The organism is Thalassotalea sp. PS06 (genome assembly GCF_007197775.1).
GTDB lineage: Bacteria > Pseudomonadota > Gammaproteobacteria > Enterobacterales > Alteromonadaceae > Thalassotalea_A.
Genome location: NZ_CP041638.1, coordinates 2,646,770 through 2,667,401 on the forward strand (window position 1 = coordinate 2,646,770; position 20,632 = coordinate 2,667,401).

At 43.0% G+C, this 20,632-nt stretch carries 21 protein-coding genes; 3 read left to right on the forward strand and 18 right to left on the reverse strand.

All coding sequences use genetic code 11. The features are described 5' to 3' along the window. Positions 1-52: 52 nt before the first annotated feature. The 12 genes from FNC98_RS11730 to FNC98_RS11775 form a co-directional block, all read right to left on the reverse strand. Positions 53-1,696, reverse strand: coding sequence for a polysaccharide biosynthesis/export family protein (locus FNC98_RS11730; RefSeq protein ID WP_143581415.1), 1,644 nt, complete (start codon positions 1,694-1,696; stop codon positions 53-55). After that, positions 1,696-2,907 carry a lipopolysaccharide biosynthesis protein gene (locus tag FNC98_RS11735; protein ID WP_143581416.1) on the reverse strand — a complete coding sequence of 404 codons (1,212 nt, stop codon included), beginning with the start codon at positions 2,905-2,907 and terminating at the stop codon, positions 1,696-1,698. The genes FNC98_RS11730 and FNC98_RS11735 overlap by 1 nt, the downstream gene beginning before the upstream one ends. Beyond that, on the reverse strand, positions 2,897-3,562 hold the full coding sequence (locus tag FNC98_RS11740) for an ABC transporter ATP-binding protein (RefSeq protein WP_143581417.1): 666 nt from the start codon (positions 3,560-3,562) through the stop codon (positions 2,897-2,899). The genes FNC98_RS11735 and FNC98_RS11740 overlap by 11 nt, the downstream gene beginning before the upstream one ends. Further along, positions 3,559-4,311, reverse strand: coding sequence for an ABC transporter permease (locus tag FNC98_RS11745; RefSeq protein WP_260680351.1), 753 nt, complete (start codon positions 4,309-4,311; stop codon positions 3,559-3,561). The genes FNC98_RS11740 and FNC98_RS11745 overlap by 4 nt, the downstream gene beginning before the upstream one ends. Before the next feature lie 57 nt (positions 4,312-4,368). Continuing rightward, a complete protein-coding gene (locus FNC98_RS11750; RefSeq protein ID WP_143581419.1) occupies positions 4,369-5,349 on the reverse strand; it encodes an SIS domain-containing protein in 981 nt (326 codons plus the stop codon). 99 nt (positions 5,350-5,448) lie between these two features. Continuing rightward, a complete protein-coding gene (locus tag FNC98_RS11755) occupies positions 5,449-5,889 on the reverse strand; it encodes a low molecular weight protein-tyrosine-phosphatase (RefSeq protein WP_143581420.1) in 441 nt (146 codons plus the stop codon). A 21-nt stretch (positions 5,890-5,910) separates the two neighbouring features. Further along, positions 5,911-7,065 carry a polysaccharide export protein gene (locus FNC98_RS11760; RefSeq protein WP_143581421.1) on the reverse strand — a complete coding sequence of 385 codons (1,155 nt, stop codon included), beginning with the start codon at positions 7,063-7,065 and terminating at the stop codon, positions 5,911-5,913. Between the two features lie 1,220 nt (positions 7,066-8,285). Then, on the reverse strand, positions 8,286-8,693 hold the full coding sequence (locus FNC98_RS11765; RefSeq protein WP_143581422.1) for a hypothetical protein: 408 nt from the start codon (positions 8,691-8,693) through the stop codon (positions 8,286-8,288). Between the two features lie 227 nt (positions 8,694-8,920). Beyond that, positions 8,921-9,082, reverse strand: a complete 162-nt coding sequence (locus FNC98_RS16815; RefSeq protein ID WP_185967949.1) for a hypothetical protein — start codon at positions 9,080-9,082, stop codon at positions 8,921-8,923. Positions 9,083-9,303: 221 nt separating this feature from the next. Next, the gene (locus tag FNC98_RS16985; protein ID WP_260680352.1) at positions 9,304-9,429 is read right to left on the reverse strand and encodes a hypothetical protein; all 126 of its coding nucleotides are present in this window, start codon (positions 9,427-9,429) and stop codon (positions 9,304-9,306) included. Between the two features lie 297 nt (positions 9,430-9,726). Beyond that, positions 9,727-9,957, reverse strand: coding sequence for a PA3496 family putative envelope integrity protein (locus tag FNC98_RS11770; RefSeq protein WP_143581423.1), 231 nt, complete (start codon positions 9,955-9,957; stop codon positions 9,727-9,729). Between the two features lie 361 nt (positions 9,958-10,318). Next, complete coding sequence (locus tag FNC98_RS11775) at positions 10,319-10,585, reverse strand: DUF3012 domain-containing protein (protein ID WP_143581424.1); 267 nt, start codon at positions 10,583-10,585, stop codon at positions 10,319-10,321. A 746-nt stretch (positions 10,586-11,331) separates the two neighbouring features. On the opposite strand from FNC98_RS11775, the gene FNC98_RS11780 reads away from it, so the two are divergent. Beyond that, entirely contained in the window at positions 11,332-11,688 is a 357-nt protein-coding gene (locus FNC98_RS11780; RefSeq protein WP_143581425.1) for a four helix bundle protein, read from the forward strand. Between the two features lie 351 nt (positions 11,689-12,039). On the opposite strand, the gene FNC98_RS11785 is transcribed toward FNC98_RS11780, so the two are convergent. Beyond that, positions 12,040-13,533 carry a M14 family zinc carboxypeptidase gene (locus FNC98_RS11785; RefSeq protein WP_143581426.1) on the reverse strand — a complete coding sequence of 498 codons (1,494 nt, stop codon included), beginning with the start codon at positions 13,531-13,533 and terminating at the stop codon, positions 12,040-12,042. A 130-nt stretch (positions 13,534-13,663) separates the two neighbouring features. Between FNC98_RS11785 and FNC98_RS11790 the strand changes: the two genes are divergently transcribed. Both FNC98_RS11790 and FNC98_RS11795 read left to right on the forward strand, forming a co-directional pair. Continuing rightward, entirely contained in the window at positions 13,664-14,707 is a 1,044-nt protein-coding gene (locus FNC98_RS11790; protein ID WP_143581427.1) for an LD-carboxypeptidase, read from the forward strand. 8 nt (positions 14,708-14,715) lie between these two features. Further along, entirely contained in the window at positions 14,716-15,396 is a 681-nt protein-coding gene (locus tag FNC98_RS11795; RefSeq protein WP_143581428.1) for a peptidoglycan recognition family protein, read from the forward strand. A 529-nt stretch (positions 15,397-15,925) separates the two neighbouring features. Here the strand turns inward: FNC98_RS11795 and FNC98_RS11800 are convergent. The 5 genes from FNC98_RS11800 to FNC98_RS11820 all read right to left on the reverse strand — a co-directional run bounded on the left by FNC98_RS11800 (position 15,926) and on the right by FNC98_RS11820 (position 20,277). Then, entirely contained in the window at positions 15,926-16,210 is a 285-nt protein-coding gene (locus tag FNC98_RS11800; RefSeq protein ID WP_143581429.1) for a type II toxin-antitoxin system RelE/ParE family toxin, read from the reverse strand. Continuing rightward, the gene (locus FNC98_RS11805; RefSeq protein ID WP_143581430.1) at positions 16,203-16,424 is read right to left on the reverse strand and encodes a TA system antitoxin ParD family protein; all 222 of its coding nucleotides are present in this window, start codon (positions 16,422-16,424) and stop codon (positions 16,203-16,205) included. Before FNC98_RS11805 ends, FNC98_RS11800 begins: the two co-directional genes overlap by 8 nt. Positions 16,425-16,910: 486 nt before the next feature. Then, positions 16,911-18,545 (reverse strand): hypothetical protein, encoded by a 1,635-nt coding sequence (locus FNC98_RS11810; RefSeq protein WP_143581431.1) that lies wholly within the window; start codon positions 18,543-18,545, stop codon positions 16,911-16,913. A gap of 1,216 nt (positions 18,546-19,761) precedes the next feature. Continuing rightward, positions 19,762-20,049 carry a type II toxin-antitoxin system RelE/ParE family toxin gene (locus FNC98_RS11815; protein WP_143581432.1) on the reverse strand — a complete coding sequence of 96 codons (288 nt, stop codon included), beginning with the start codon at positions 20,047-20,049 and terminating at the stop codon, positions 19,762-19,764. After that, positions 20,050-20,277 (reverse strand): type II toxin-antitoxin system ParD family antitoxin, encoded by a 228-nt coding sequence (locus tag FNC98_RS11820; RefSeq protein ID WP_143581433.1) that lies wholly within the window; start codon positions 20,275-20,277, stop codon positions 20,050-20,052. It lies immediately after the preceding gene. Positions 20,278-20,632: the final 355 nt, after the last annotated feature.

Sequence of the window (20,632 nt, forward strand, 5' to 3'; positions counted from 1 at the left end):
AGTTCCCTGAAAATAAAAAGTAATTTAATGATTTTTTGAGTTATTTGGTTAATTAAAGACCGACAACAACGGCGGCAGAAAGTGCGATTTGATAGATAACCTGAAACACATCTTTGGTTAATTGCCACTCTTTCATATCTGGCTTGGCCAGCACAAAGACTTCATCGCCAGGCATAATCAAAGAGCGATCTTTGATATCGCTTCCGGTAATTTTTACAAAATCACCGTTAGGTTTTTGTAGCAGGATATTTAAATCATCCCAGTCGGCAGTAGCACCACCCGCTTTGCCCACGATATCTTTGATGGTCATCTCGCCTTTATAAGCGATAGCGGTAGGAAATAGTACTTCACCATGAACCATAACCAGGTTCTTTTTGGCTGGTATAACAATCTTATCGCCTTGTTGAAGGACAATTTTTTCTGGTTCATAACCATCGGACAAAAGCACCTGCCCTTTAGGTTCTACTTGGCGTGCTTTTTCAATCCATTCGAGAATAATGGACGCTTCCGCTTCCCTTAGTACTGCTGCCTCGGTGGATTGAGAGCGAGTGGTTAACACGGTTTGCTCGAGTGAACTCAACGATGCATTCAACATATCCTTTTGACGAACGGCTACCGACCTTCTGAATAATTGAATCGCGTCTTGATTGGACTGTTGGTTAAATTCTACCTTGGCAATCAAATCCGCCAGGGTGGCGCCCCATGGCAGTACCATTTCATACTCGCTATTGTGCTCACCAAGCAAATCGACACTAATACTGGTTGGACGAACCTGAGAAGAAACTTTAATCAAAGCGCCAGCATCAACGTCAATCTCCTGTAGATTGGTTGAAATCAACGGATATTGTTTGGCTAATATCTGTTTTACCGAATCGGATGTATTGGTTTGCTCGGGAGCGATGATAGTAATGTGGGTTGCTTTATCGTTAGCAACAACGGCATTTATGATTTGCTGTAAGTTAGCTTTGGCGTTTTTTAACTCATAAACACCTTCAAAGCCAACTTCGCCTTCAATAGCGACTTCACCTTGTTTAGAGCCAACGAATATCACATCACCATCTTGTAATTGCATCGCCGGCATCTCACCGCGCTGTAGAAACTGATACAAGTCAATCTGATATTTGCTTTGATTATTACGCTTAACTTCAATGTGGCGCATGCTGCCGATATCTTCGCGAATACCACCGGCTAAATCGATAAATCGTAAGATACTATCCGCGCTTTGCCCTTCATACAGGCCAGGATTTACTACTAAGCCGGAAAGAAACACTTTCACTTTCTGACTGGATATTAAGCTGACATAGGCTTCAACATTGCTCTTGTATACGCGTTTAACACTGTTGTTAACAACCGTATTGAGCTCTCCATTGCTCACGCCCAAAACTTTAATTGGACCTACTTTAGGAATAAAAATATTGCCTCTTGGGTCAACGATAAGCTCGGACTGAAAATTTACGCCACCCCAGAGCTGAACCAATAAGGTATCGCCCTGGCTAATCAAATAATTTGGGTTAATTGCAGAAAAGGAGGTTTCTTTGAATCCACCATTAAATACCCAGCCACCATATTTTTGCGACACCGCACTTTTATCGATGGTTTGCTGAGACTCATCACTAATTTCCTTATTGATAGTGACAGCGGAATACGCCAAGTTTGATATCAATAATAAAAGTAAAATAGGTACATAGCTTTTCATTATTCTTTATGTTCCTTAATAATGGTGAATACCATTTTCCCGACGGCATAGGTTAATAGTAAAACCAGAAACCAAGTAAAAATGCTGTATAAACGACGTGGATATTTTTGATCCTCAGCCAAAGCCGGAAATTCAATAACCAATAAATGTTTCACATCCTGGTAGGCTTCGGCGCGAACCTTTTCCAAGTTAACCAGAGTTGAGGTGTAAAGCTCGGCCGCTAATTCATTTTTTAGCTGCAGTTCTTTAAACTCACGATTCACTTTGTTAAGCGACCCCTGATCTTTTGATGTTAGCTTTTCCTGCTCTTGCGCAACCTGCGCTTTGAGAGAATCAATTTGCGTTTGTTTCGACAACACATCGACGGAATCCTCACGCATCACAACCGACAACGCTTTTAATTCGGCCTCTTGCTTGATAATTTCGCCTTCGAGCTGATTAATCGCTTGCACCAGAGCGCCGCCTTTAACTTCTGGACTGAAGGTTTCGTGGGTATCCTGAAATTCGATAAGTAACGATTGCTGTTCCGACATTTTCGCGTAGGCACGTTCCACTTCTTGTTGGGCGTAGGATAATTGCTGCTGAACCATTTTATCGCTGAGCTGATTGATAAATGCTTCGCTGGCTTCAAGCAAGGTTTGAGTAACTTGCAGGGAATACTCAGGATTGAAAGTTTGCACTTCGATTTTCAACGCATCGGACATTTCATCGTGATAAACACTCACGTGTTCCTGATAGTATTTTATATATTCTTCGTTACTACTGTTGCTTTTGAGTCTGGAGAAAAAGTCCCAATTTTCATTCTCGTAGTGCGCCTTAAGCTGTACTTTTTTGTCGAGCAAGATAGCCATTTCCCGGCTTTCAATAAAGGCTTTTAAGATCAAAGCATCTCGCATCGACGGTGAACTGCCGCCCAGTGCCGCTAACCCACCGAGAACCATATCGCTGGACCCCGCCTCTTTCACCACAAATTGCGATTCGCTGACAAATCTGGGGGAAGCAACAACCATGTAATAAGCAATGATTAATACTGATGCCAACAATACAAGGGCAAATGAACCTAGTTTTGTCCAGGTCGTCAGTAGTGTTTGCCTGGTGTTGGTGTAGACTTTTGAATCCGCGATAAACAACTTGGGATTGTTTTTTAACTTGCGCACTTTCCGGTTTAAACTAGCTTCCGGCTTTTGCTTTATTTTAGTATTAGTTGACATAAGTTTTTCTGTAGTCAGCAATAGCTGCATTTAAATTTTCATGGAAGACCAGGTTTTGGTTTTTAACCACAACGCCAGAGTCACAAAATTTCTTTAATTCAGCGATTGAGTGATGGACCATAATAATCTTGGTTGTCTCATATTTTTCTTTTAACAATGCGGTACTTTTTTGTTTAAAAGCCGCGTCGCCAACGGCGCTTAATTCGTCAATAAGCAGTACATCAAAGTTAAAATCGAAGCCCATAGTAAGGCCAAAGGTTATTTTTGAGCGCATGCCGTTTGAATAGGTTTTAACTGGCTCGTCAAAATATTTGCCAATTTCGGCAAAATCCGCCACTTGCTGTTCAATTTGTTTGGTATCTTTGTAGCCATGGATACGAGCGACGAACCTAACATTCTCACGTCCTGTCATAGAGCCTTGCAAGCCACCTTTTAATCCCAGGGGCCAGGAGATATTCTTATCAGAAATGATTCTTCCTGAGCTTGGCATATCCGCTCCACCCATCATCCGAATTAAGGTCGATTTACCCGCGCCATTGGGGCCTAAAACCGCAATGCTTCTGTCGGTGGGCAATTCAATATTTACATCTTTAAAGACGTAATGACGGCCGTTTTTGGTTCGATAATATTTGTTTAAATTTTCTAATTTGATCATGCGGTAATGAACTTCAATCGATTGATTTGGAAAGTCATTAAACCGGCAGCCAAACAGCAGAGCACCACAAAACAGACGTATTTCCAATCCCCCACAGGGGTTGTGTAGGACTGAAAGTAAGCGTCGCGGCTTAATTCAATAACGTGAAATATCGGGTTCCAGTCAAATAAAAACCAATATTGCGACGGGATCATAGTTGCTGAAAAAAAGATCCCTGAAATTAAGAACATTGGCATCATCAGTATGGAAACAATTTTTGGTGTGTCTTCCCAGTAAATTGTCGCGCTGCAAAGCAGTAGCCCAAGCCCTAAAGCTAATAGACTTAATAAACAAGTGATCAAGACTAACGCACTGAAATTTTCCGGCATTACCTCAAAACCGATCCACGCTAATACCGAAACGGTTATCGCATAAACAATGACAAAGGTGACCATTTCAATGATAAATCGCGTTATTAACGGGTCTATTGGTTCTACCTGGCGGTACCCTAGCAACCCTTTATTTGCCGACACCGACGCCGCAAGTTGCGGCATAAGCTTAGAAAACATCTTAAACGGCAAGATGCCAGAGATAAGAAACATCGCCACTGGTACACCGGATAGGCTATTGCGACCAATAGCAGTAAACATTGCCGCCATGATTGTTGCTTGCGCAAAGGGCTCAGCAATAGCCCAAAAATAACCGAGTCGATTGCTACCAAATCGAGTTTTCACTTCACGCAACATTAAAGCGTGAATACTGTCACACATGATTTGCCAGGACGATCTTTGGGGTAACGACATAGTTGAGGTTAATGGATTAGTTAATTACTGATAAAAGTTGAATAAGCCAGACACATTGCCGTCGCCATCGACCACCAAAATTTGTTTTATCTGGCTGTCTCGCATTAGCTCTTCTGCCTCGATAACCTTGGCGTCTTCACTGATGGTTATCGGGTTGGTCGACATAATGTCACTGGCAACAATCGTATTCATGTCTTCGCCAGACACTAACGCACGGCGTAAATCACCATCGGTAATAACCCCCGCCAACTTGCCTTCATCGCAAACGATAGCGACACCATGTTGTGATTTGGTCATTACCATAATCGCATGCTTCATCGGATCATTTTTGGGAATAAATGGCAGATTTTCTTTGTGCATCACATCTTTTACACGGGTAAGTAAACGCCGTCCCAGGCTACCACCGGGATGAAAGCGGGCAAAATCCTGAGGTTGGAAATCACGCATATGCATTAAACCAATCGCCATTGCATCGCCTAAAACCAAGGTAGCAGTCGTGGAAGTTGTCGGTGCCAACTCGTTTGGACACACCTCTTTTTCAATTTGAATTTCAAGCGCGATATCCGAGTTTTTGGCAAGGGTACTGTTTAGATTTCCGGTAATACCAATAATCTTGTTGCCAAAAGCTTGCAGGGAAGGCATCAATTTTAAGACTTCGTCAGTTTCGCCGCTATTGGTGATAAGAATTACCACATCCTTGGGGCGCAACATACCAAGGTCACCGTGGAAAGCTTCGCCAGGGTGAATAAAAAAAGAAGGCGTTCCGGTTGAAGCAAAAGTCGCCGCAATTTTTTGGCCAATAATACCTGATTTCCCCATACCGGAGATTACAACCCGGCCGGTACAATTAAACATTAAATTCAGAGCCTGAATAAATGCATCGCCCAGACCATTAGCCATGCGTTGAACCTGGCGCCCTTGTTCAATCATGGTTTGCTGCGCCAGAATCAATGCGTCTTCGGCATTGCGCTCCAGGTTCTGATTTTCATAATGTGCATTTTGCATAATGTCTTCCTATTTCCTTATTTAATCACTCAAAGGCATAACGCCTATATCAGTTACCACCTAATCCTTAGTGGTCTTTTAATGTAACCTTTGTTTAAACTACTTAGGTGTTGCCAGCTTGTCTTGCCACTGCTGACAATGTTTGGCGATGAGTCCGTAGGAGATCTCAAATATCTCCTGACTTCGCCTGTAAGGATCCGGCACCTCTTCATCGCCGTTCCATTTTCCCAGTAACATGGTCTTGCCAGAGGCGGTTGGAAATTTCGAACGAATAGAACTTAGATGGCGTTGCTCCATCACCAAAATTAAATCGGCAGACGCCACCAATTGTTCATTTATCTGCCTGGCCTGATGGCCATTGTGCTCATAACCATCTTGTTCAAGCAAAGCAGCCATATTTTCTTCAATATCATGCCCAACCAGAGCGCCGAGTCCGGCAGAATGGATATGCTTCTCCGGTAATTGTTGACGCAGGATATTTTGAGCCGCCGGGCTTCGACAAATATTACCAACGCAGACAACGAGAATATTATTAAACATGATTTCCCTTTACGGCCTTAGTTAATCCCGAAAGCGATCGTAACCATCACTTAAGTTACGCAACGCGGTAAAGGTTGGTAACAATTGCAACATCACGCGATTCCAACGAGCAATCGGTGCGGACGTGACATAGACAATATCCATTGGCTGCAACTCAAACTGAGTGCTTAAAATCAACGCCGCACTATTTGTTGCATCAAGTTGGTAAACGTCGACTAACTTGCCAGGCTCGTCTGAGGCTCTAAGGACAAAAATACCACTGGCATCGGCAGTGCCTTCGTTCATACCGCCAGTATTATTAAGCGCTTCTGCCAGGGTCAGACCTTCACGATCAATGCGCTGGGTGATCGGCTGCTCAACATCGCCCATTACAAACACTTTTAATGCGTCATTTCTTGGTACATGAATGATATCGTTGTGGTTCAGCAAGCGATTTTGACTCATATCACCCTGTTGATATAAAGCATATAAATCAAGTACTTCCTCTTTTACCCCAGAGGTGCCAGAGGTAGTCAGTACAACTGAACGCCAGTCGGCATTTGGACCCAGACCACCGGTGCTGTTGAGTGCATCAAGAAGCGTCATCGGAACATTGGTGATAGGCAATACAGCAGGTTGCTTAACTTCACCGGTAACAAAGGTTCGTTGCGAACGAAATGCAGCAACGGAAACATCAATTTGTGGTTTTTCAATGTAGCGACTCAAGCGTTCAGTAACTAAATCACGAACTTCAGTAACGCTTAACCCGGCAACTTTGACTTTACCAATGTATGGATAAAAAATGGAGCCGTCGGCATGAACCACATTTCCAGCCTCTCCGGCTGAGCGGAACTGACCGGCAGGAATGGTTAATTCTGGGTGATCCCATACGGTGATGTTTAAGACGTCACCATGACCAATGATATAGCTGTACTCTTGTACTTTCGCTTCGAGTTGCGGATTGATTTTTGCTTCAGGCTTGCTCACACGCAGTTGATTGATCACCTCTGGTGTTACCAACATAGCGTTTATCTGTTCGGCTACATCAAACGATTTTTCCGCATCGTTTCTGTCAATTTGGCTAACATGGCCGCCCGGCGTAATTGTACAAGCCGAAATAGAGGCGGTTAGTAAACAAATGGTTAACGCTTTTACTTTATTATTCACTTTCAATCTGTTCGCTTTATTCTTCTTCATAGTGCAATGTCTTTTTCTAATTGTTTTATTGCTGTACAGGCGATAACTGCCTTAATTTTCTAAAACCTCAATGGCCTGCAAGATGGATATTCACACTTACATAGACGACATTGAGTTCAATTTAACTGTGATGCAGTCAATTTTATACTGCAGGATAGATACTTTTAACACGCTTCCGCCCTTAGGTCTCGCTCCCAAAAGCAAATAATCCGCTTTTAATTTGGTATCAGCCTTTCGCGGCATGTTGCGAATAAGCGATTTGTTGTAGTTGGAGTTGTGCTCATTTCGAGAGTCAATACTAGGCAATGACATTCAAGCTGCTAGCTAGAGAGCTAACATCACTTAAAAATCTAAGCTGACTTCGCATCTTTCTTAAAACTCGAATTCAATAACTCGGGCATAACAAAATTGTTCCCTGCCTTAACAGAGACACTACCAATTTTTATGTTTATGGTATGAGTGACAACAAAAACTGTTGCACACTTTGGGGTGAGATTAGCGCTCCCTCCTACAATACCTGGTTTTAGAACAGGAAATTTTGTTGCGATGGTTTCCTATCAGAAACAACATCCGCATTAAAACTGCTGTATCACTACAATCTGCAGGTTGGAAAACGTAATTACAAAGGCTTAGCCTTAAGTAATAAATCGACCATATCCATGTCAAAAGCCAAAAGATAAAAACTGTATCTTTAACAAGCTCTTAGCCACCTTTTGCTTCACAAGACGGTGACTTTCCCAATCGGTTTCCAGCGTTATCTACATAACCTCAAAAGGCGATTTCACAACCAAACGAGGTACATTCACGTTACTAACTGGCTAATTATTATTATTGGACGCCGCTGAGTAAAAGTTGAGTCCATACTCTAAAACGAAGGTAATTATATGAAAGCTATTAGTTAATTGCTACTGGAATTAATACTTATTTACGCAAGAATAACCGGAATAACGCTTGATTTTTTTTAACTCTATATAAACATGGGAGAAGTGCCTGGGTCTCCACAAATGATTCAAAGCAAGTTTCTGTTTTGAACGGTGAGGTTGCACAAAAAAGGGGCTATTTAAGCCCCCTGTAGACAGAATCTTCATATTTTTTTGATGAATTGGTAACGAGTCATCGTCGCAAAATCACAGATACCCGGATCTTGACTACCAACAACCTAAGTTGAACTTGCTTTGACGGTAACAGATTTTCCAGATAACTCGGAAAAATTTACCGTTTTAGTTCAATAAAGACTTGGCGACCTTTTGAAGTTCTGAAGAAAGCTCACCATATTTAACCACGTTAAAGCCTTTGTCTTTATAAGACGTAACTCCGCGACCGACAGCATGTGCCAATTCTTTATTTTTTTCATCAATGATCGCAAAACTCTGGTTTTCCAGAACAAGTTTGCGCGGTGCTCGCTTTTTGGCAACGGGCTTTGGTTTTGGGATACTGGCACCCACCAAATCGGCAAATTCAAAGCCTTCGCTTTTAAGCGCCTTCAATAATTTCTGTGACGGGAGTTTTAGTTTATTAGCGACAGTGGTCAATACTTTTTTTGCCTGTATTTTTTCATCAACCGTTAATTTTTTAAGTTCTGCTGTTAATAACTTTTCATTTAGCAAAATATTTTTTATTACCGTCATAATTTACCTGTCTTTTTATTTGTGTCTGACTGTAAGTTAATAAAAAACATTTAAAAAAAGCAAATAAATTAAAATAAAATAATTTTTCTAACGATTAATCCTGGCTTCATTAAATAACAACGGGGCAGTTTTTTATTCTGCCCCGATGTCATGCTTCAAGGGGATACCAGACGCCACGCGTGTATAGGCACCTGTCAGGGTTTGTGGATTCACAACAGCCCGCGCCCTTACTCCGCAGTTTTAGTTGGCAGCTTAGTCAAATGTTTATAACCACTCATTTCCATATCATCATTGACGCATTCAAGAAGATAAGTCGTCATCTCATCAGGTGTAACGCCATCTTCTTCCGCATAAATTTTGCAGGTTTTCAGGGGTTGTTGCTCTTTCACGGTCATTTTTGCAGCGAATTGTTTGGGGTATGAACAAGGCTTTTTCTGTTTAGCGTACTCATTGTACGGTAAATTGAAAAAACGCCGGTCAGATTCAAAACAAACGCTGTTCGAAGAATTCAATCGTCGGGTTGTCAAAAGAACTTAATTGTTTTTTACCACTATTAGTAATTAACACGCCTTTATTGAACAAAATTCGGCTGTAAAAGGTCAACAGGCCCTCAAACCGATTCAATAAAACTGATAGGTGCCTCTTCGGTAAATTCCTGTTCATAATTTTCCTGAGCCATGGTTGGCAAACTTACCGCTAGCAATACGCTAATACCAATTCCATTGAGTTTGTGCACAACTCAGAGTTAGGGCAGAGGTTCATTTGCAACATAGATTTCATTGATATAGTCACTCTATATTAACGAAATCTGGGGCCGGAAATGGGCCTCTGATAAACTCCCTTTGGGTGAGTTTTAAAGGCGCTTATCCTGTGTTGCTGATTTTGGCAAATTTTGACAATGGAGCGACCATTCTCTGCAATCAAAACTTTGCCTAAAAGCCTTTAAATTCTCACTGAGTGGGAAAACACTTATTGGACTTGGTATTTATAACTTTATTGTTTTCATGTTATGTTCCTGGTCAACGAAAAACCGTCAAAGCTCCATATCGTAATAAAATGAGCTTAACTCTCTATCCAACTGCCTCTTTTCTAATAAAGAATCCAGTTTGCGTTTAATTTTCAATTTGTTTCTGGCAACGCGCTTTAACGCTTGCTTATTTTTACTACCATACGCTATCTCGTATCCTGCCAAGCCTGTTTCAAGGTAGGTATCGTCACCTTCCAGATCAGTGTCTAAGACATCATCATAGTCATTGCTGTTCATTGTATTCCTCAGCTAAATTCACCATTGAATTCGATCAAATATTGGTTTGAAAACAACAAATTGAAAAGCAAAATATTTTAGATTTGACGATAAAAAGTATTTGTTAACGGCGTGAAGCGGCGCTGCCTGTTTTCACGCCTGAAAGGTACGTAACGCAGGGCGTTACTTCGGGTACGCAATGTAAAACATTGCTTCGGGTACGGCTTCGGGTACATAACATTAAAATGTTATTTCGGGTACGTAACATGGAACATGTTACTGCGGGTTAAAAGCGCCTACCCAGAATGCGACAGGTTTAGGAATCCAGGTGCACTAGCCCTTGAAGTGCTACCTGGATTGTTCTTCTCTTACAAAACACATATTAGAATACGCAGTATTCGCCGTAAGCTGCTGCCTCACGGCTTGACCAATCGCCTTTAGATTTAGCTTTTAAGTCTGCGCAAAATTTTTCTTTGCCAATTTCACACTTGACTTTGTATTCCATGGATTTGGCTTCTTTTTCAAAAACCTCAGGGTTTTCCTGGACGTTTTCACACCAAATACGCTCGCGCTCTTTCTCGTTTTCTTCCTCGGTCATAAAACCGGTTAAACAAAAGAAGGCAACGGCAATGATAATGAGTTGTTTCATAATTGAACTCCCAAACAAATAATGACACTTTTAGATGGGATAAGGGTAGTCCAAATTGCAGGATTTGCTGAGACTGAAGGTAAAAATCCTCCAAGGTGACGAGTTACGTGGAAGTGCTGAGTATCGCTTGCCATTCCCACTCCGGTGACAATCACACAGAAAACGCGGTGACGATGACAAAGCAGGATTTGCCAGAACTGAAGATAAAAGTCCTGCTTGGTGACGAGTCACGTGGAAGTGCTAAGCATCGCTTGCCATTCCCACTCCGGTGACAATCACCGCAGAAAACGCGGTGACGGTGACAACGCAGGATTTGCTGAGACTGAAGGTAAAAATCCTCCAAGGTGACGAGTTACGTGGAAGTGCTGAGTATCGCTTGCCATTCCCACTCCGGTGACAATCACACAGAAAACGCGGTGACGATGACAAAGCTAGTTGAGGCTCTTCGTTGACACCTGTTTAAAATTTCAATTTTAAACAGACACCTAAAGCGACTCACAAGTCGCGTTTGACACCTGCTCGAATTGAAAGGCTTTCGAGCTAACACTGCGGCCACCCTTTCATTTCGAGCTGACCCCCTTGTAATACTTCCATTTCGAGCTGACACCGCCCCCTACTCTCCATCTTTTTTACTCCGGATACCAATCCAAACCTCTTGTATTCTAGGGCACATTATCTATTTCTGTATTTCCGGGTTCGGTTAGCCATAGTGTAAGCAACGAATTAATTTAAGTCAGGCCGAAAGCATGTATCACGAAAAACTAGATGTATGGCAGCGAAGTTGCGAGTTATCTGTGAAAATACTTATCGAAACCGAAAAGATAAAGAATTGGAGCTTTCGCGATCAATTAAATCGTTCCGGATTGTCCGTTCCTAGCAATATCGCTGAAGGTATAGAAAAACCGACGATGAAAGATAAAGTAAAGTTTCTGTATATTTCGAAAGGCTCACTTGCAGAAGTAAAAACACAAATAATAATTGGTGAAAAAGCAAACTACCTGAGCGCCATATTTTCACAGGAAGTGAAAAAAGACGTTGAAGCAATAGACTTTATGCTTACAAGGCTAATAAGGAAGATAAAAGCACCGCAGAAAACGCGGTGACGGTGACAACGCAGGATTTGCCAGAACTGAAAATAGAAATCCTGCTTGGTGACGAGTTACGTGGAAGTACTAAGCACCGTCTGCCCTTTCCACTTCGATGACAATCACCGCAAAAAATGCGGTGACGGTGACAACGCAGGATTTTCAGGTACTGAAGATGACAATACTGCTCGGTGACAGTTCGAAATGAAATTTCGAACGAAGACAACCCTGGTTGAGGCTCATCGTTGACACCTGTTTAAAATTCTAATTTTAAACTGACACCGAACGCGACTGTCATGTCGCGTGGGACACCTGCTCGAATGCTTTTCATTTCGAGCTGACACTTAGCGCGGCTGCGACAACGCTCGCTTAAAGCGCGATTTTCTGCCCGTTAATTATCGCGACCGCGATTTTTCCTTCTTTACTAAACAAAAAGCTAACCGGTTTGTATCTTTGAGGAATTTCTGGCAACGCCTGCTTGGTTTTGACTACCGGTAAATCCGTCGCGATTTCCAATAGCTGGTTCTCATCAATAAAATAACTCAATCCCTGTGATAGCAGTTGCCGGTATTTGGCTGTCGTTAAAGTAAAGGCTTCACTAACTTCATATCCTTTTATCGGCATTAGTTGATAGCCCGACATATCAAACGTTGCAAAGCCATTGCCGTGGCTAATATCACCTATTTCAGAAATATTCGCTCTGTCAAACGTTCGGCCTAAGTTCAGGCTGATATCAACAAGGTAACCCTCACTTTCCAAACTACCTATGCTCTCCTGATCCGAATCCACGGATACATTCTTAATCAACACATCAACAATACCGCGGCTTCTATTCATCGGAATCGACTCATATTTCGCCAGAGATTCGCTCTCGTATTGCTTTTCGGCAATCGCATCAATGGATTGAACCAACATCAGAAAGGTTAACCACCGTGCCACTTGTCGGTTTGGATCATCATGGTGCCCGCCAGACTCAATCAGGGTAGTGGCAATGTCCAGGCCAGAAAATAAATCACCGAAAGAGCGATAGGAGTAGGCATCATCGTAGCGGCCAACATTGCCGGGTATCTGTTGTTGAATAGTTTCGTTTAAAAGGCCAATTAATTTCATCGCATTTCGACGCGCATCATTAAGCGCTTTTGCTTCATTGAATGCCGGGGCTAACAACGAGATGGTTGCAGGATTGGCAGTATCACCTGCGGTATAAAAGCGATTCTGGTCATGCAAATTAAAACCAAATTCTGGTTTAATGGCTTTGGCTAACTTCAGTAACAGTCTTCCTTCAGGTGTCTGCAGACGCTTTGCATCGCGGTTAATATCAATACCCTGGGCGTTAAAACGAGATTCTAGCTCCGCGCCATCGGGATTTACCATAGGCACAATATGAATGGTTAATTCGTCCTTCCAGCTCTGGTACCACTGCTGATTTTCCGGCGCATCAATATAGTTGATTAAATCAAACACGCTGGCGGTAGCCGTTGGTTCATCCCCGTGCATTTGCGACCACATAAAAACGTGTCGATCGCCCTCTCCCACCATAATGTGGTAAATCGGCTTTTCCAAAAAAGATTTACCCGCTTCAGACACTTTAAAGCGAGAGTTCTGCTGCAACGCGGTGATCAGCGGATAAATATCGTTGGGATAAATGGTGTGTTTATCGAAACTGTCTTGTTTTAGCTGTTGATATTGGCTTTTTAGCGCAGCAACCGAGTCAGCCGCGCCAATTTGAGTGTTTGCTGTAACCGCTTTTGCAGGGGCCTTTGCTGTGCTAGGTGCTTTTGCTGTGCTAGGGGCTTTTGCTGAGTTTGCCGCGCAACCACTTAAACACAGTAACCCTATTACTGCTGCTATCAATCGTCTCATATCAACCAAACCTGTTGCTCATTTACCGGATAAGTGCACACATTTAATCATAAAGATGTTATAAATAAAATATTCCAAATATAAGTACCAAAAGAATACTTTATAACTCACTTAGACTCAGGGTGTTAACATGAAACTAGCAATACTCACCGCATTAGTAGCCCCGCTTTTGCTGCTAACAAGCTGTTCCAGCAATGCAGAAAAAAAAGCAGTAAAACCCTACAAGCCGTTAACCGTGGATTTGATTTCAATCTCCAGTTCGTTTGATGAAACCAAAGTCGAGTCGCTTAAAGAAAAACTGGAACGGTTGGGAATGAAGGTTAACACTCGCTATTTCGATCAAACCATATCCGACCTGGGGTATGTGAACGTCGACGAAAACCGTGTTGCTTCATTAATTAACGCAATTAAGGCACCAGATAGCGACCTGGTGTGGTTTATTCGAGGAGGCGCTGGCGCCTTGAATTTATTACCGGCGCTAGAACAATATAAGGAAGAATTAAAACAGCAACCTGGCAAACCTATCATCGGTTACAGTGATGTCACGGCCATCCATCATTTTTTAAATAATAGTGTGGGTTGGCCATCGGTGCACGGCATCGTCGCAGCTTATAACCGTGAAATTGAAGATATGTCTGAAGAGCCTGTCGTCCCGGAAAAAGAATACACCTCAAACGCCAGGGAGAGTATCGCCAGATTGCATCAATCTCTATACGAAGGTGTGTATTATGATCGGCTGTTGCCATTGAACGACGCGGCAAAATCGGGAGTATCTGGTGAGCTAAGAGGCGGCAATCTAACCTTGTTCCAGGCCACTATCGGTACTCGCTTTGAGGCGGACTTAACTGGCAAGATTTTAGTTCTTGAAGATGTTAACGAAGGCTATCGAAAAATTGACCGGATGTTGCATCATCTGGAATATGCCGACAATTTAAATGCCGCCGGTGTGGTTTTTGGGCAATTTCACAGCATTGATGCTAAAGACGAAGAGCGCTTAATTTTTAAGACCGTACTGGAAAACTACGCCAAACGCGTTGACATCCCCGTCTACTACTACCCGAAAATTGGTCACGGTTTTTATAACCACCCGGTATTTCTGGGTAAAACCGCAGAGCTTGCGTGCGTTGATAAAAACTACTGTTCGTTAACGCAAGATAAGCTACTTGGCGAATAGGAGTCATTATGCAAAAGCAAATTATCATCGCCGCTATCTTGGGGGTACTCCTGTTACCAGTTTCGGGCTGCTCTGCATCACCGGACATTAACATTGTCAAAAAACCGGTCATTTTCGATCAGGAGCGAGAACAGTTATCTCTGCAATACCTGAAAGAACGTCACGATATCGACACCGACAAAGCCGTTATCGACCCGAAAATGATTGTCGTTCACTATACCGTTATTCCCACCCTGGAAGGCACCATGCGAGCTTTTAACGAGCCGAAACTGCCCGATTTTCGGGTGGCAATAACCGGCGCAAGTTCCTTAAACGTTTCTTCACAATTTGTGGTAGACAGGGACGGTACCATCTACCAAATATTACCCGAGGAAACCACGTTTGCCCGTCACGTCATCGGCCTGAACTATTGTGCGTTTGGCATAGAAAATGTTGGTGGCGATGAGAACACGCCACTGACCGACGCACAATTAAATGCCAATATCGAGTTGATCAAATACCTGAAAAACAAATACCCGGAAGTGGAATACCTAATTGGCCACCAGGAAGCGAATCAATTCAGAGACCACCCCTTGTTTAAAGAAACGGACCCCAACTATCGCACGGAGAAAAGCGATCCAGGAACGGCGTTTATGGAACAACTCAGAGATAAACTGGCGCCACTGAAGTTATCAGGTGCGCCACAATAGAGCAAGGTGGGAGACAACAAAAGCACACTGCGTTCCTAGCACGTTTCACTGCTAGCACGCTGATAAATCAGCTCCTGGCATGCAATCAAAGATTGCGCCCAGAGAAGCGAGAGTTATGGTGGAAGTGTGAGGTGGAAGACAACAAAAGCACATTGCGTTTCTAGCACACTGATAAGTCCGCTTCTGGCATGCAATCGAAGATTGTGCCGAGAAAGCCGGTCGAATCGCGAGGCACAGCTCATACTCCCACCAGCGAAGCTAGACTCTTCCACCTTCCACCTAAACCAGAGTCTCCGTCATTTCCAGCTACGACTGGAAATCAAAGCCATAACCTAATTCTGAGATCTCCAGTTACCCGGAGATGACGAGAAGAGCGCCTAATCCGTCGTCTGCCCTCTGCCGCCTTAACTCAGGCCTACTTGCCAAGATATCCGCAGTCTGCCATCTGCAGTCTGCCTTTACGAGATTTAAGTTCTCGAGCAAAATCTCGAAGTATTGAATTCAAGACTTAGCCAAGACGCTGTTTTTCTTACCTCTTCACATCCCGATAAAAATTCTCGTGCGTGCCAATTGCCAACAGCTCTAGTACAATCGAGCCGTCCTCATAGCTATAGCCCAAGAGCGTTAATTGTTTGGCCATTTTGAATTTATAGACGCGCATAAAAGAAAGGTCTCCTTTCTTTTTATCACCTAGCTGCGGGTTTTCAATTAAAGCCCTAATCGCGTTATCGAGATCAGATTTTTGATTTTGCTGAAGCTTTTTTACCGATTTTTTAAAACTTGCCGTTTGTAAAACTTTGGATATCTTAGCCAAAGTCGTATTCCTCTAATTTGCCAGCTTCTTTCTCCGCTTTTGCGATAATAGCTTGCTTTACAAATTCGTAGGGAAGATCGGGATTATCTTCCATAATTTCGCCAATCTTTGCCCAGTGTTCAATTTGTTTGGGCGTAGTTCTATTCAGTGCTTTCGCCATAATAGCGGCTTTTTCTACTAATTCCGTATCGAGTCTAATACTTGCTGTTGCCATAATCATTCTCCTGTTACGACAGTCATTGTAGCGTAACGCCACAAATGCAGCAACACGCCACACCCAAATCAACTTCAAAAGGGTACGAAGCAACTAGCCGCTGCTAAATCCCGCCTACGTACTGCACTTCTGGTATTTTTCATTATCTGGCGCGCCAATAAATCAGCTCCTGGCATGCAATCGAAGATTGCGCCGAGAATAGCGAGATCCCGGCCGACACCGGGATGACAAGTTTTAGGCTCTTCGTTGACACCTGTTTAAAATTTTAATTTTAAACTGACACCTAACGCGACTTACATGTCGCGTTTGACACCCGCTAGAAAGTCTCTCATTTCGAGCTGACACCCGCTCAAAAGTCTCTCATTTCGAGCTGACACCCGCTCAAAAGTCTCTCATTTCGAGCTGACACCACCTCCCTGAGGCTCCTCGCTGACACCTTTTAATCATTGAGCGCTGATACAAAGATTAACCGTCCGCGCTGTCCGATTAAAGCTCGATTACTCCTTCAAACGTCTTCAGCGGAAACTCCCACAAAAACCCATGGTGATACACATAACTGGATAATTTAGAGGTTTTGATTGAGCTTGAATCTATCCAGGCAACATGAGCGTTTGGCGGCAGGCGTTTGAGAAGCTCCAAGGCGAAAATAGAGGTATTTCCGGGTTCAGATGTATTGGCTAACACGGGAAAGTTTTCATCAACTTTTTTGTAGTGATAACTACCACTTGCTCCGATATCAAATGCTATCAGAGTTTGACGCAGTGATGCATTGCTTGATGTTGCTATCGCTTTGTCATCAAACCTAAGGTAGGTGGCTTTTGAGCGAATTACGCCAGGGTATCGATTGGCATCGCCAAGCACAGCCTGTCGGACTTCCTGATTTTTTTCGTAAACATAAGTCTGGTACTTATCTTCGCCCTGCCATTCTTGTTCCGGAATTAGCTTCGGCTGAGAATAACAATCAAACTGAAACCTGGAATAAGCACCAGTATTTGCCATATGGTATACAGAAGGATCGATATTACACATTGCTGATAATGGACGGAGCAAGGTTTTCGAACTCGCTGTGTTCAAACTATCGGTAGTTAATGACTTACTTTCATTGTTCTGCCCCGCACTCGCCACGTTAGCCACATCTATATGAAACATACCTGCCAGCCCTCGTTTGTTAAACAAGGTTTCTAACGAGTAGGTATCTAGCTCATGAGAGTTACCAATACGATGAAAATATTCGTCATCATAAAGACGTTGGTTGGTTAACGCATTCTCGCTATTTGGCAATGAAACCAATACCTGATTTACATCGGGGTTACGCAAATCATGTTGAATCTGTTTGCTAAAATCGCCTTTTAGGTGAGTTAAAAACGCACCGTCAAAGGTTTCCCCCTGATACACCACATGCTGTTTAATCGTAAGGTCATTGTAGGGATACGCATTATTCGCTGGATGGTATTCAATTTCCGGAATAAACACGCCAGGTAATGCTCTTTTAATGACATGTGAGCAATTCCGATAAAAAGCCTGTACTTCAGCATTCGATAAGTCTTTTAATGAACTTCTGCCAACGCTTTTAATGCATTGCTGGTGAACTTTTTTAACAACATTAACGTCAACGTCTGCGCTGTATTTTTCAAATAGTTCAACAAGTACATCTTGCTCTTTATACGGCTTGCTGCCTAAATCTAAGACGTCGACATTATCAACCTTATTTGGCTGGTATAAGGATTCCAAGTCGCCATCAATCACAGAATCAACAAACAACGTCTGCGCCTGCTTAACCATCCAATAATGCCAGCTACTGGCCACTTCGGTTGCGATAAATTTAGGTGTATTTTTATCCTTACCCTGAATAACCTGAGAACTGCCAACAATGTCGATGGTTTCCGTATGAAAAATCGGGTTATCTAGGTTAATCGAGTAGGAGATAGGCCTGTCATATTCTAAAACATCATCAAGGGATACGGATGATTCAGTGGCATTCTTGACAGCAGATACAGTTAAGGAGACGGGAATTTGATTATCATTTTTGGGGGTTGATTTGCAACCGGATAAAGCAACCATCGTTGCAACAGCCACGATTGAATAATGCTTTGCAGAAAACACGGGGACAAGAGCTCTCATTTTTTACCTTCCTGGGTTTCTTACCTCACAGAGATAAGACGATAAACAAATGGGGGCTTTGCTTTGAACGATTTGGAGCTAATAATACCAATCACATTAAATTATTGCTCACTCAGTGAGAATTTAAAGGCTTTTAGACAAGGCTTTGATTGCAGAGAATGGTCGTTCCATTGTCAAAATCAGTAACGCAGGATAAACGCCTTTAAAACTCACCCGTAGGGAGTTTATCAGAGGCCCATTTACGGCCCTAGATTTCATTAATATAGATTGACTATATCAATAAAATCTATGTTGTAACTGAACCTCTGCCCTAACTCTGAGTTGTGCACAAACTTAGTGTGATTGGTATAAACTCCTAGACTCGCCTAATACGTTAAATTCTTTTGAAATTTGTGCAAGTGTTTTTTGTGAATTTGATATAAGAAAAGGTGTTTAGGGCAGAATTTAACGAACGTTTGTATCAAAATTCTGCAGGGTGACAGACGCAGTGAACGGCGTTGCGTCAAGGTGACAGACGCAGTGAACGGCGTTGCGTCAAGGTGACAGACGCAATTAACGACGCTACGCCAAGGTGACAGACGCAGCAGAAAACACTGCGTCAGGTGTCAGCCCGGTAACGCTGATACCGGACAGGTGACAAAGCAAAATCAAGATTCTGCTCGGTGACAATTCGAAATGCAATTTCGAACGACGACAACGCTTAGCTTTACTAGCTAAGGCTATTCGTTGACACCTGCTCGAAAGTCTTCCATTTCGAGCTGACACAGCCTCCCCCGTCATTTCCAGCCACGACTGGAAATCAAAGCCAAGACCAAGTCCTGAGATCTCCAGTTACCCGGAGATGACGAAGCGAGGCTCACTTCCACCTTCCACCTTCCACTTCCACCTTCCACTTCCACCTTCCACTTCCACCTTCCACTTCCACTTCCACCCTCCACTTCCTCCCGTCATTTCCAGCCTCGACTGGAAATCAAAGCCATAACCTAATTCTGAGATCTTCAGTTTCCCGAATATGGTCAAGGATGACCGGTATGCAGAAAATGCACTAATACATGGATGGAAGTATCTAGGTAGAATAACGCACTAATACACGGATGTATTTAGGTAGAATAACGCAGGAGCAGTTATCGAGGAGCAATTTTCTGTGATGACGAGAAGAGCGCCTAATCCGCCATCTGTCGTCTGAATTCTCGAGCAAAATCCCGAGAATTCAGCTTTACAGCCACATATCATAGTTTTGTCGACCTATAATGGCGGTTATTATGATTTTATCACTGACAATCCGAAAATAGATACTATCCGGCTGATGTATAAATCGCCGATATCCGGGTCGGATATGATCAACCGTTGGGTAAGCAAAAGGGTCTGCTGCAATTTTTTCAAAGGCGTCGAATAAACTGTGGTAGTAATTATCGGCTAACGTTTCACCAAACTCTTCAAAGCCAAAACGATAGATACGAAAAAGGTCTTCCTTGGCGTTTTCAGTTAATTCGTATTTATACATTTACTTAAGCTTTGCCTTAAACTCTTTCAATATATCTTCTTTGGATTGTTCAACCGAGCCGCTCGCTTCGGATAAAGCTAGCTTTTGATTTATCATATCGGCGCGGCGAGCTTGCCGAATCAAATCATTGATAAGTTCGCTTTTATTGCTGTACTCGTGGTGAGCAGAAACCTGAGACTTTAGCCATTCATCATTTGGTTCCGTTAACGTAATACTTTGCCTTGCCATAATATCCCCTCCTAAACCAGCTCGCGATAGGTGCAGCATTGGTGCAGCATTGGTGCAAATATACACCTACAAATTCTCCTTGTAAATATTAGTGCAAAGCCCAAGCACCCGGCATCCATTTAAGATCCCTGTCGGCACTGGGATGACATAGCTTAAAAAGGTCGAATTTGAGTTTCGAACAACGATAACGCAAACCAAGGCTATTCGTTGGCACCTTTAGTCACCCGCGACACCTTGCCTTGAGGCGCACGCATACTACCACCAGCGAAGCTAGACACTTCCACCTCCCACTTCCTCCCGTCATTTCCAGCCACGACTGGAAATCAAAGCCAAGACCAACCCCTGAGATCTCCAG

What these genes read in the sequence shown, in the direction of transcription:
- FNC98_RS11815 (WP_143581432.1), bottom strand. Translation starts at nt 20,049, where the DNA reads ATGTATAAATACGAATTAACTGAAAACGCCAAGGAAGACCTTTTTCGT.
- FNC98_RS11750 (WP_143581419.1), bottom strand. Translation starts at nt 5,349, where the DNA reads ATGCAAAATGCACATTATGAAAATCAGAACCTGGAGCGCAATGCCGAA.
- FNC98_RS11785 (WP_143581426.1), bottom strand. Translation starts at nt 13,533, where the DNA reads ATGAGACGATTGATAGCAGCAGTAATAGGGTTACTGTGTTTAAGTGGT.
- FNC98_RS11795 (WP_143581428.1), top strand. Translation starts at nt 14,716, where the DNA reads ATGCAAAAGCAAATTATCATCGCCGCTATCTTGGGGGTACTCCTGTTA.
- FNC98_RS11780 (WP_143581425.1), top strand. Translation starts at nt 11,332, where the DNA reads ATGTATCACGAAAAACTAGATGTATGGCAGCGAAGTTGCGAGTTATCT.
- FNC98_RS11765 (WP_143581422.1), bottom strand. Translation starts at nt 8,693, where the DNA reads ATGACGGTAATAAAAAATATTTTGCTAAATGAAAAGTTATTAACAGCA.
- FNC98_RS11805 (WP_143581430.1), bottom strand. Translation starts at nt 16,424, where the DNA reads ATGGCAACAGCAAGTATTAGACTCGATACGGAATTAGTAGAAAAAGCC.
- FNC98_RS11735 (WP_143581416.1), bottom strand. Translation starts at nt 2,907, where the DNA reads ATGTCAACTAATACTAAAATAAAGCAAAAGCCGGAAGCTAGTTTAAAC.
- FNC98_RS11745 (WP_260680351.1), bottom strand. Translation starts at nt 4,311, where the DNA reads ATGTGTGACAGTATTCACGCTTTAATGTTGCGTGAAGTGAAAACTCGA.
- FNC98_RS11790 (WP_143581427.1), top strand. Translation starts at nt 13,664, where the DNA reads ATGAAACTAGCAATACTCACCGCATTAGTAGCCCCGCTTTTGCTGCTA.
- FNC98_RS11775 (WP_143581424.1), bottom strand. Translation starts at nt 10,585, where the DNA reads ATGAAACAACTCATTATCATTGCCGTTGCCTTCTTTTGTTTAACCGGT.
- FNC98_RS11755 (WP_143581420.1), bottom strand. Translation starts at nt 5,889, where the DNA reads ATGTTTAATAATATTCTCGTTGTCTGCGTTGGTAATATTTGTCGAAGC.
- FNC98_RS11730 (WP_143581415.1), bottom strand. Translation starts at nt 1,696, where the DNA reads ATGAAAAGCTATGTACCTATTTTACTTTTATTATTGATATCAAACTTG.
- FNC98_RS11740 (WP_143581417.1), bottom strand. Translation starts at nt 3,562, where the DNA reads ATGATCAAATTAGAAAATTTAAACAAATATTATCGAACCAAAAACGGC.
- FNC98_RS11770 (WP_143581423.1), bottom strand. Translation starts at nt 9,957, where the DNA reads ATGAACAGCAATGACTATGATGATGTCTTAGACACTGATCTGGAAGGT.
- FNC98_RS11810 (WP_143581431.1), bottom strand. Translation starts at nt 18,545, where the DNA reads ATGAGAGCTCTTGTCCCCGTGTTTTCTGCAAAGCATTATTCAATCGTG.
- FNC98_RS11760 (WP_143581421.1), bottom strand. Translation starts at nt 7,065, where the DNA reads ATGAAGAAGAATAAAGCGAACAGATTGAAAGTGAATAATAAAGTAAAA.
- FNC98_RS11820 (WP_143581433.1), bottom strand. Translation starts at nt 20,277, where the DNA reads ATGGCAAGGCAAAGTATTACGTTAACGGAACCAAATGATGAATGGCTA.